This window comes from Pedobacter sp. BAL39 (genome assembly GCF_000170795.1).
In the GTDB taxonomy this organism is placed as follows: Bacteria; Bacteroidota; Bacteroidia; order Sphingobacteriales; family Sphingobacteriaceae; genus Pedobacter.
Map to the genome: position 1 here is coordinate 186,201 of NZ_ABCM01000009.1, position 11,812 is coordinate 198,012.

Annotated in this window: 6 protein-coding genes; 4 read left to right on the forward strand and 2 right to left on the reverse strand. The window is 45.7% G+C overall.

The annotated features are described in order from the left end of the window. Positions 1 to 25 precede the first annotated feature (25 nt). Positions 26 to 1,774, reverse strand: a complete 1,749-nt coding sequence (locus PBAL39_RS13545; RefSeq protein ID WP_008242353.1) for a RagB/SusD family nutrient uptake outer membrane protein — start codon at positions 1,772 to 1,774, stop codon at positions 26 to 28. A gap of 18 nt (positions 1,775 to 1,792) precedes the next feature. After that, on the reverse strand, positions 1,793 to 4,852 hold the full coding sequence (locus PBAL39_RS13550; protein WP_008242354.1) for a TonB-dependent receptor: 3,060 nt from the start codon (positions 4,850 to 4,852) through the stop codon (positions 1,793 to 1,795). A gap of 602 nt (positions 4,853 to 5,454) precedes the next feature. Between PBAL39_RS13550 and PBAL39_RS13555 the strand changes: the two genes are divergently transcribed. The 4 genes from PBAL39_RS13555 to PBAL39_RS13570 all read left to right on the forward strand — a co-directional run bounded on the left by PBAL39_RS13555 (position 5,455) and on the right by PBAL39_RS13570 (position 11,810). Further along, positions 5,455 to 6,216, forward strand: coding sequence for a response regulator (locus PBAL39_RS13555; protein WP_008242355.1), 762 nt, complete (start codon positions 5,455 to 5,457; stop codon positions 6,214 to 6,216). Between the two features lie 125 nt (positions 6,217 to 6,341). After that, on the forward strand, positions 6,342 to 6,926 hold the full coding sequence (locus PBAL39_RS13560) for an RNA polymerase sigma factor (RefSeq protein ID WP_008242356.1): 585 nt from the start codon (positions 6,342 to 6,344) through the stop codon (positions 6,924 to 6,926). 74 nt (positions 6,927 to 7,000) lie between these two features. Further along, positions 7,001 to 8,113, forward strand: coding sequence for a FecR family protein (locus PBAL39_RS13565; protein ID WP_008242359.1), 1,113 nt, complete (start codon positions 7,001 to 7,003; stop codon positions 8,111 to 8,113). A gap of 133 nt (positions 8,114 to 8,246) precedes the next feature. Beyond that, positions 8,247 to 11,810 carry a SusC/RagA family TonB-linked outer membrane protein gene (locus PBAL39_RS13570; protein ID WP_008242365.1) on the forward strand — a complete coding sequence of 1,188 codons (3,564 nt, stop codon included), beginning with the start codon at positions 8,247 to 8,249 and terminating at the stop codon, positions 11,808 to 11,810. Positions 11,811 to 11,812 lie beyond the last annotated feature (2 nt).

Sequence of the window (11,812 nt, forward strand, 5' to 3'; positions counted from 1 at the left end):
GATGTTGCTGGTGATTAATGTTTTTTTACTTCTTGCCGTTCAAATCCGGATTGGAAATGATCTCACTACTTGGAAGTGGCCAATAGGCATGAGCCTCCTGGTTATAGTTACCTGCTGCCTGCGCATAATCCTGAATTACTTTGTAACCGTCCTTACTTCCCTCATTGAGTATTGACTCCCACCTCCAGTCGGGCGTGTTATCGACCTTCACATACTGAAAGTGTTCACCGTAATAACGTTTCTGGGACAGCTCCAGAAAACGTTGTTTAGTGATGCCCCACCTCCTCATATCGATGGTGCGGACTGCATTGCCTTCAATTGAAAGCTCCAGCGGACGCTCCAGGTACATTAGGTGATCCATTAAAGACTGCGCGGTGTAAGTCACATTATCATGCTCCGCATTGGGAAACTCCCCACTGCCATTCGTGCCCAGCAGTTGAAGCGCAGAGCGGTGCCTTACCTTGTTGATCAATGCCATCGCCTCCTGTATGGCACCTTCCTGGATCAGACACTCTGCCTGCATCAGGTAAACATCTGCCAACCGGATTACCCGGACGTTCACACCCGAGCGTATGTTTGGTACTATGTCCGTTTCATTTCTTACGATGTCCCAGTTGGTATATTTCCTGAAGTACGCCGTTTCCTGGTTGTTAAAATACGTAGCCTGTGCAGTCGTTAGTCCGTAATATTTCAAATCCGGATCGTCGACCAGGGCAATGGAATACGAGGTCCGCAGCGAATACTTGCGCAGCCGCTGTGTACCATCCGGGTCGCTGACAAAGTTCCGGGGATCAGTTTTATCCAGCTTATCATTTTTGTAGGCCATGATTAGCCATGAGCTTGGGTATAACGTTTTCCATCCTCCTACCGGACTCAGCGCATAACTTAAGGTATTGGAAACCTGGTCTTCCGACCATACGCTGATCTCTCCTTTATATTTAAGGGAATAGCCGATCTCCAGGATAGATTCTGAATTCAACTCATTCCGCGTGGTAAAGTTGTCTCCAATATCATTGACCAATGCATAACCATAGGCAGGATTTTCGATCACATCTTTAAAATAGGTTTTGGCAGTTGCATAATCTTTATCATACAAATAACTCTGTCCCAGCAGGCTTGCTGCAGCTCCGGCAGTTACCCTTCCCAAATCCCGCTCGATCGTCCATTTCCCGGGAAGATTTTCGTGCGCAAACTTTAAATCAGCCAGATAAAACGCCTGCACTTCAGTGGCAGGTTTGACAGACTGGTAAAACTCACTTTCATTTTGCGGGACGAAATCGTAAATAATCACACTCCCTTTATTGAAAGAATTGTGCAGGTAGAAGTAGAACATTCCCCTGAAAAACCGGGCCTGGGCCAAGATGCCATTCCCACGCTGTGTTTCCGCAGCTGTTTTGAAACCAGCCGATAAGTCTGTGACGGCTTTAATTACTTGATTGGCCCTAAAAATTCCTCTGTAGAGCGCTTCCCATTTTGAATTTGCTGCCTGGGAAGCGTTCGTGAACATTTGCAGATAATATTCGTTTGACGTGTTCGGACGCCCGTAACCGGGATAAGTCAGATCGCTTCTGTTGGATTCCGCCTCAATTGCCAGGACATTTGGATTTTTAAAAGCGGAGTATACGGAAGTCAGACCTGCATCGCAGTCATCCAGGGTCTTCCAAAAATTATCAGTTGCCAGTTTGTTAGGATTGACCTCCTCTAAGAATTTCTGGCAGGACATTGAAAACACGGATATCATGGTTAATGTCAGGATCAACTTTATTTTTTGCATAACTCTAAGTCTAAAAGATTAAAAATTAACTTGGACACCCGCCCTGTAAATGGCACCTATCGGATAGTTTCCTTTGTCAATGCCTCGGGATTCAAGACCATCATTGCCCACCTCAGGATCGAATCCCTTGTACTTGGTAATGGTGATCGGATTCTGGGCCGCAACGTAAACCCGTAGGTTTGAGGCGAAGCGGATCAGCTTGGGAGAAAATTTATAGCCCAATGAGATGTTTCTCAGACGGATATAACTACCGTTTTCAATCCAGTAGTCAGAATAGCCACGGTAGTTGTCATGTGAACCACCCCTATTGGCCGGAATATTTGAATCTGGATTGCGTGGAGACCATTGGTACACCAGATCTCTGTGCGTTCCCCCTAAGTAGGCATAGATCCGGCTGCTGTTGACAACTTCGTTGCCAAAGGAACCATACCACTGCATGGCAAGGTCGAAGCCTTTGTAAGCACAGCTGATATTTGATCCTATGACATATTCAGGAGCACCGCTACCATAATAAACGCGGTCATCATCAGTTAATTTGTTGTCATTGTTGGAATCGATGTATTGCAAGTCGCCCAGCTTAGCCGTAGGCACAAGCTTTTTATAGGTCAGCAGCTGTTCCTCTGTTTTTATCACGCCATTCGTTGGCATCAGAAAGAATGCACCGGCTTCGTATCCTTCCTTGATGACCGTCAGCCGATCCGGGTTGGAGATTCCATCCACAGCAGTTCCCCCGTTCATGTAGGCGATTTTATTCGCACCACTCATCTTGGTAATCTTGTTCACATTGCGCGCGAAGTTTACGCCAAACTTCCAGGAGAAAGTACCATCATGGGCGTAGTTGGCTGCCAGTTCAACGCCTTTATTATTCATGTTACCAACATTAAGGATCACGGTGCTGTTCTGACCCGTTCCTGTTGAGCTGGGTACCAGTAGAGGGAATAACATATCCCGTTTGTCCGTATTGTAAAGGTCGCCGGTGAAGGTTAGCTTATTATTTAAAAAGGTAAGGTCAAAACCGACATTACTTTGCGCCGTAGTTTCCCACTTTACATTTTTGTTGGCAAAGGCGGTTTGGATGGCCCCCAATGTCAGGTGATCAGATGTTTCAGGACCAAAAACGTAGTCTTTCCCAATCGTTATTGCGGCAGCATTGCTGTAGTCCTGGAAGTTCTGATTTCCAGTAGTACCATAGCTTGCCCTGATTTTCAGCGTATTGATCACATTGGCGACGGGTTTCCAGAACTGCTCATCTGACACATTCCAGCCTGCGGATACAGACGGAAATGTTCCCCATCTGTAGTCTTTGGAAAATCTAGAAGAACCATCCCGTCTGGCACTCACGCTCAGGAGATACCGGCCTTTGTAATCATATTGGACACGCGCCAGCATACCAATCAATGAATTCGTCCGGTCCTGGTCCCAGTCAGTTCCCGAACCGGCATTGGGATCGGCCGTGGCACCGTTCAGCACGACGACGTTGTTGTTGATCAGATCAAATTTCTGAGCGAAGAAACTCGTGTACTGGTACCTTTCCACAGAAAACAGTCCCAGAACTTTCAACTGGTGATCACCGAAACGTTTGCTGTAATTTGCGGAATTTTCCCATGCCAAACTTGATGATTTGTCGCTGGAATTATAGACACCTGACCGCTGAGCCATAGGAATCAAATTGCCTAAGTTATCATACGCTTTAAACAGGGGATTTACCCTGATCCGGGTATTATCGGTATAGCTCCCACCAAACCTGGTTGTGAGCTTGACACTCTCTACCAGATCATAATCAACCTGCAGGTTAAAGTTTGTATGGTTTCCGTTTCTTTTATCTTTGGTTTTCAGTTGTGAGGACAGGTAGCTCAAGTTGATCGTCTCGTTACTTCCCGGAATTCCCCCATTTGAAACTTCTTCCTGATCAGGATCAATTAATGGCTGGTAGGGCTGATATTTGTAAGCATCCAGCAGGATCTGCCAGGGTTCATATTCCTGTTTATCCAAACGCAGACCTATACCCGTGTTGATGTTCCATTTCCCTTCACGTATAGATGTATTGGCCCTCACATTAAATCGATCAAAGCCAGAGTTGATGATCATACCGCTTTGTTTGATGTAGTTGGCACTAACATTATAGGTCAGGTCCTGCTTCCCACCCGAAACACTTAAGCTATGATTTTGCATCGGACTATTGTCGCGTTCAATGACATCACTCATCTTTGTGTTATTCGTGAAGTAATACCTGTTCTCTTCCAGGGGTGTCCAGGTATCTCCAATAGGTGTCCCATTGAAATGGTAAGCATTGATGAACATCGCATAGATGCTCTCATCGAAATTCATTACGGGAATGCCGGAGGTAATTTTCTGCGTTCCCACATAACTATCGACGTCGACCTTCATTTTCCCCGACTTGCCTTTCTTTGTAGTGATCAGAATGACACCACCCGCTCCGCGCGTACCGTAGATCGCCGCAGAAGCAGCATCTTTTAAAATATCAACCGATTCAATTTCGTTTACACTCAACTGTGGATCAGCATTATATGGGATCCCATCCACTACAAAAAGAGGCTCGTTGCGTCCTGTTACAGAACTCAGGCCTCGTATCTGGATGTTGGACACGGCTCCCGGGCGACCCGAGCTTGCCTGAACCGTGACACCAGGGACCTGCCCCTGCAATGCGGTACCAAGATCTGCGGTAGCAGACTGTGACAGAACTGAGTTGGTAACTCTTCCTACGGCGCCGGTCACTTCTTTTTTCTTTTGGGTACCATAACCGATGACCACCACCTCATCCAGCTTTTCCGAGCTGGATTCCAAAATTACATTCAGGGCCCCTTCCTTTACAGCCACTTCTTTTACCTGGAATCCAAGATAGCTGAAGGACAAGATCTGGTTTGGACTGGCGCCTCTGATGACATATTCTCCTGCATTGTTAGTGGTCGTGCCGACAGACGTTCCCTTGATTTTAATGGAAACACCGGGCAGCACCCCACCTTTATTATCGGAAACCTTCCCGGTAACAGTGATGTTCTGGGCAATCAACTCAGCACAGAATAATAAGAAAAAAGTGAATAGTAATAGTTTTTTCATTCGCATAGGTTTATTTGGTTAGAAATTGAAATGATTAAAGCCCGACAGTTGTCGTAGCTCAATCACACACTGGCAACTGCGCAGCATTGCCGCAAACAGAAAGGAAGATGATCATGCAGAAGGGAATCGAATAAGCACCACCCCGATGGGCCTGATCCCATAATTGGGATTAAGAAAACTCACGTTCATATTATTTGGTTATGTTGTAGTTACAAATATGTTTCTAATATCTATCGCCAAGGGGGTAGGAACTTATGCATTTGGGGGTAGTTTTGTATCCGCCTATTTTGCGTGAATACCGCATTAAATTACCTATAGTCAGCCGAAATCATTGCCAAATCACATTGTCGTTTACAGCTATTTTTTGAAATTCGGAGCTGAATAAAGCGGCTACCCGTTTAGAAAAACGGATTTTTCGCAGGATTTGCATTCATGAGCTTTAACAGAAAACGTAAGTATGAAAAGGTCTACAGGCAAGTGATCATTGAGCAACATCTGGAGTACGGAGCAAAGCACATTTGGAAAAGCAATTCATATTAAGTTCAGCCGATAGCATTTATGAATGGCTTTTTGGAATATATTTACAAATTCAAAACGATATTATGAGAGACCGTAAGATCTTAGTTATTGAGGACAACGACGAGGTCAGAGAATTTATCAAAATGTGTTTGGAGGGGGAATATGCGATCATGGAAGCACGCGATGGTAAGGAAGGATGGCAGACAGCTGCCGAACACCTTCCTGATCTGATCATATCCGACATCATGATGCCTGAGATGGATGGCAATGAATTTTGTAAGCTGGTGAGACAAGATGAGCGTACCAGCCATATCCCTGTCATCATGCTGACGGCAAAGGTTGCACTTGAGCAGCAATTAGAAGGTCTGGAAAGTGGCGCGGACATTTATTTGACTAAGCCTTACAACATTCAGTTACTCAAATCGTACATCAGCAATTTGTTGAGGTCTAAGGAAACCTTAAGACAGCGTTACAGCCAGAAGATATTTTTGGAGCCCACCATGGTGGAAATAGGCACTGTCGATAAAAAGTTCATGGAAAAACTCATGAACATTATCGAAGCGAATCTCCATGACACCGATTTTCATGTGGCGGTGCTCGCGGAGAAGATCGGGATGAGCAAGGCTGTGCTTTATAAAAAATTTTATGCCCTTGCCCAGACGCCCATTGGAGAGTTCATCAAGACGATACGTCTGAAGAAAGCTGCCATCCTGCTGACGAACGATAAGTTTAACATTTCCGAAGTGGCCTGGGAAGTAGGATTTAGTGACCGAAAATACTTTAGTAAAGAGTTCAAACGCTTCTTTGGGAAGTCGCCATCAGAATACATCGCCAGCAACAACTAACCAGCAGGTCGATAAAAATTAAAGGCGAAACGCACTTACCTGAGCAAGAACTCAAAATGGGGCGTAATGAGATTGCCAAATATCAGGCGGTTTTAAAATGATGTTAATTTTCGATAAATTGCAGTGTGATCAGAAGGCCGTCAACATATGCTAAACATACCGACCAAAAGTTAGCTGCCCTTTTACAGCAGGGCGACGAATACGCCTACACAGAAATTTTTGAGCGTTATAAGGTATTGCTGTACAAACATGCCTACCGATTATTGGGAGATGAGGATGAAGCGAATGACATCATTTCCGATCTCTTTTTAGCTTTGTGGCAAAAAAGAGAAAGCCTTAACCTGCAGGTATCTCTTTCTTCTTACCTGTATGGCTCCATTAGAAACCGCGTTTTTGACCTGATGACGCACCAGAAGGTGATTGTACGTTACCTCGATTCTATCCAGGAATTTATAGCGCAGGGACATTACGAAACTGACGAACGCATCCGGGCAAAGGAATTGGCTGCGATCATTGAGCGGGAAATTGCCGCATTGCCACCTAAAATGCGTCAGGTATTTGAGTTCAGTCGCATGGGTGACCTTTCTTATAAAGAGATTGGCGAAATGCTGGATATCACTGAGGGCACAGTTAAACAGCAGGTGCACAATGCCGTAAAAACTTTGCGATTGAAAATCCATTCCTTTATGGTACTCTTTTCATTGTTATAAATTTTCATTTTCATCTATAACCTAGCCTTTGCTTTGCCGTCTTAATGGTATAAGGGATCATCAGCCTTTGCATTATGGACGAAAAAGAAGTCAACACTTTAATTGAAAAATACCAGAACGGAACCATTTCCGCCGGTGAAAAAGCAATCCTGGAAAGCTGGTACAACCAGCAGGCCGCAGCGCGCCCGCTGAACCTCAGTGATGAAACACTTGAGCGTAACCTGGAGAAAGTAAGCAGCCGTCTTCCACTAAAATATCCTGCTCAACATAAAAGATTATGGCCTCGTGTTGCGGTAGCCGCATCGATTGTAATGCTGATGGGCGCCGGACTCTTCTACTATCGGTACCCGCAATTCAGCCAGCAGGTTAATGTGGTGCAGCAGGATATTGGACCGGGTGGAAACAAAGCCTACCTGACGCTGGCAGATGGAAAGAAAATTTCCCTGACTGACGCCGCTAATGGTGCGATCGCAACGCAGCCTGGCATGAGCATCACAAAAACCGCGGACGGGCAGTTAATTTATTCCATCGTGCAAGAACATGACGGCAGAGCAAAAGCCGGTTACAATACCATAGAAACCCCTAAGGGTGGGCAGTTTCGGGTACGGTTACCTGATGGTACGGAGGTTTGGCTCAATTCGCAATCTTCGTTGCGTTATCCGACGTCCTTTGAATCACTGGATGAACGCCGCGTGGAATTCGCTGGAGAAGGTTATTTTGAGGTAGCTAAAGACCAGGCACATCCTTTCATTGTGAAGAGCAATGGTCAGACGGTAAAAGTATTGGGTACGCATTTTAATATCAATAACTATGCAGATGAACAGGCAACAAAAACCACCCTGTTGGAAGGTTCAGTTCAACTGAACGGACAGACCATACTCAAACCCGGCGAACAGGCCACATTACCGGCTTCTGGCAAAATCAGCATCAGTCAGATTGACGTGGACGAGGCCGTGGCCTGGAAGAACGGCAGGTTCAATTTCGCGGATGAGAATATCGAAAGCATTATGCGCAAGCTGGAGCGGTGGTACAATGTGGAGGTGAGCTACGAAGGCACACCGCCGACTGAAACGTTTACGGCTTCGATTGGCCGCTTTGACAACATCAGCAAGATCCTGAATAAATTATCTTACACAAATCATGTTCACTTTAAGATTAAAGGAAGGAGGATTACGGTTATGAGGTAACGCTACTATCCTGACCGGTGACCTAATAAAAGCAAAGCGAGAGTGCTTCGACCTACTCCCGCTTCTGTGTCTGGCATCCGGCTGAATTACTTTTTCGAATTGACATCAACTTTACACCAAACAACCAAAATTAATGAAAATTAATGGAAAACCTCTGGGCGGTCACACCATGACCCTGCCCGGAAAACAATATTTACGCGTGATGAAACTTACCATGCTGTTGATGAGCTTTTGCCTTTTACAAGTAAGTGCCATCACCAAAGCTCAGGTGTACCTGACAACGAAGGGAGAGCCACTTCAGAAAGTATTGAAATCGGTGAGCAAGCAAAGTGGCTATTACTTTGTTTACACCACCGCCGATTTAAAGGATCTGAAAACGGGCACCATCAATCTTAAAAATGCTTCCATCGAGGCGGCGCTGAAGGCCTGTTTTGAGGGCCAGCCACTCATATATGAAATCGCCGATAAAACGGTGATGATTAAAAAGAAGGAGAAATCGCTGATAGATAAGGTGGCCGACTTTTTTCAGGCCATCGACGTGAGGGGAAAAGTCAGGGATGAACAAGGCCAGCCCTTGCCCGGTGCGTCCATTAAGGTGAAGGACGGCACTCAGACGGCGACGACAAATACGGATGGCGAATTCACATTGCGTAATGTGGATCCTGGAGCGACATTAGTGATTAGTTTTATTGGCTTTCAGCCTGTAGAATTGAGGGCTTCAGAAGTTAAAGGAACCATCACCATGCGTGCTGTTAATAATGCGTTAACAGAAGTTACGGTAACCTCAGGTTATCAGAGTATATTAAAAGAGCGTGCAACGGGGGCCTTTGATCAGGTTGGACAGGATGTATTGGCGAATCGGCCGGTGTCAAATCCATCTACAGCATTACAAGGCTTGGTGGCTGGCATGCAAGGCAAAGAAAATGCGGATGGTTCCGTATCCTTCCTGATCAGGGGAAGCAGTTCCATGTATGGTGAGAGAGCGCCGCTTCTGGTCGTAGATGGCTTTCCTCTTGCCAACAATGATTTCTCTACCATTAATCCGAATGACATTGAATCGGTAACGGTATTGAAAGATGCCGCTGCAGCTTCCATCTGGGGTGCCCGTGCAGCAAACGGTGTGATCGTGATTGCCACTAAAAGATCAAAAAGTGGCAAAAATGGCCTGACGGTTAACGCGAGTGCCTTTACCCGGATTTCTGAACGCACAAATGTGAACGACCTGGTGCCGATAGCTACCTCAGCGGAGCAGATCAACCTGGAAAGGATGGCTTTTCAAAACAGGTGGGTGTTCAGGGAAACAGCCGGTTCTTTTCCTGACGATCTGACTAAACCCCTCACCCTTGGCCAGGAGTTGCTTTACGCGAATAAAAATGGCACACTCAGCACTGCCGCTATGAATGCGGGCTTAGACAGTTTGAGCAGGATAAACAATCAGGGTCAGATTGGCGATTTGTTGTTACGCAGGGCAGTGTTGAGTCAATATAACGTAGATTTTTCCATGTTAGGCGACAAGTCAAAATCTTATGCCTCGCTGTTATTTGAAGATAACAAAACGCGTTACCAGGGTTCGGGTTACAAACGTTATGGTTTGAATTTCAGCAATGAGTATAAGTTCACAGATTTTCTGACCTTCAATTTTGGCCTGTATCTTCAGTATAAAGAGCAAACGACCAGTGGCGCGACGCCTACCGAACTGAGGAACCTTTCGCCTTATGAAACACTGTTAAAACCTGACGGAAATTACGCCGTAAATTTAAATACCTATAACCGGGAAGTGTTGTCTGGATTGCCCTTAAACGACTTTCCATATGCTGATTTAAGTTACAACTTATTGAGGGAGGTAAGAGGACGCAATTTCAAAAGCCAGGATTACAACGCCAGAATTCAGGCGGGATTTAATGTACGGATCATTCCAGGGTTAAACTTCGACACCAAACTGCAGTACGAGCGCGGTAAAACAGATAACGAGAACTATTACAGCGACGACACTTTTTACGTAAGGAGCATGGTGGATGAGAATGTCGAATACTTTTCAGACACCAGAACCATCGGCAGGCAGTTCGTACCTAAGGGCGGTATCGCGCAGAACAGCAATGCGAATGCGGCCAGCTATGTATTCCGTAACCAGTTGACACTCGTCAAAGATTTCGGCACCAAGCACAGCATTAACGCGATTGCCGGTATGGAAATCTCTCAATACCGTAGGGATACCCGGGCCAATCCATGGTTATATGGTTACTATCCTGGCAAGCTGGAGACAACTTTGCCCCCATATGGATACGGAAGTTCCGCAGCACCACTGCTGGACATTTATGGTTACGACACAGAATTGCAAGGTGGTTCTGCATTACTTGGTTACGGATTAGACCGCTTTGTGTCCTACTACAGCAACGCTGCATATACGTATGACCGGAAATATACCATTTCCGGAAGTGTGCGAACCGATGCTTCCAATTTTATCACCAGAACACCATCTCTGCGATGGGCACCACTCTGGTCAGTTGGCGGTTTATGGAACATAAAAGCAGAAGGCTTTGCTGAAAACATCAGTTGGTTAGACCGGTTGAGTCTGCGTGTGACCCATGGCCGAAACGGAAACGTTGAAAAAACAACATCAACCAACACCTTATTGAAGGTATCGACCTCTCCAAATTTAGCGACAGGTACCATTACCGCATTGATATCCGACAATGGTAACCCCACCCTGAGATGGGAAAAAACAACCACTACCAATCTGGGGATAGATTATGTATTGTTTAAAGGAAAGGTCTTCGGTAAATTGGATCTGTACAATAAAAAAGGCACAGACATTACCGGCGTAATCGCATTACCTGCCGCGGCTGGCAGCACCAGTCAGAAGTTCAACAATGCAGGTATTACCAACCGTGGTATTGAGTTGGAGCTGGGAACGCAATTAAAATTGCCTGGCATCCCTGTTACCTATACGACATCCTTAAATTACGCCTACAATAAAAATATAGTAAATGATTTATATTATCCCGCGCTGAACGCTGCGCAGATGTTGGACATCCCTAATGCCTTTGTGGAGGGACGGCCAATAAATCCTGTCTATTCATTGACCTACGCAGGCACAATTGCAGGTGTGCCGCAGGTTTCGGGCCCTAATGGCCAGCCGAGCACATTCAACAGCTATACGCTCCTCTCCGGTGTAGGATCGCGGTTTCTTAATTACGAGGGTACTGCGATTCCACCGCATACCGCCGGTTGGTACAACACATTTGGTTACCGCAACTTCAGCTTGTCGGTATTGTTGATCGGGAAATTCGGGGGTGTGTACCGCAACGACATCTACAATTACAACTTTGCCTACGTGGGCTCAAGGAAAACGATCGCCAACAGGTATATATCGGATGTCTATGCAGGTCGTACGGACATCCCTCCATTTCCAAACCCTAATGAAAGTAACATCTACCTGTGGAATCAGTACCTCCCTTATTTAAGTGGTTTGGTGGAGCGCTCATCATACATCGAGTGTAAGGAAATCATGTTAAATTATACTTTACCGGCAACGATGATCGAGAAGACCAAACTGCGCAATGTAAAAGTGTTCGCCCAACTGAGAGATCTGGGAATGGTATGGACAGCCAATAAAAAAGGATACAATCCGGATTGGCTGCCAGGAACGGAACGCCCACTGACTACCTGCACTTTTGGTCTTAACATAGGATTTTAACC

Excerpts from the sequence above, each read along its gene's own strand:
- PBAL39_RS13545 (WP_008242353.1), bottom strand. The coding sequence starts at position 1,774 with ATGCAAAAAATAAAGTTGATCCTGACATTAACCATGATATCCGTGTTT.
- PBAL39_RS13550 (WP_008242354.1), bottom strand. The coding sequence starts at position 4,852 with ATGAAAAAACTATTACTATTCACTTTTTTCTTATTATTCTGTGCTGAG.
- PBAL39_RS13555 (WP_008242355.1), top strand. The coding sequence starts at position 5,455 with ATGAGAGACCGTAAGATCTTAGTTATTGAGGACAACGACGAGGTCAGA.
- PBAL39_RS13565 (WP_008242359.1), top strand. The coding sequence starts at position 7,001 with ATGGACGAAAAAGAAGTCAACACTTTAATTGAAAAATACCAGAACGGA.
- PBAL39_RS13570 (WP_008242365.1), top strand. The coding sequence starts at position 8,247 with ATGAAAATTAATGGAAAACCTCTGGGCGGTCACACCATGACCCTGCCC.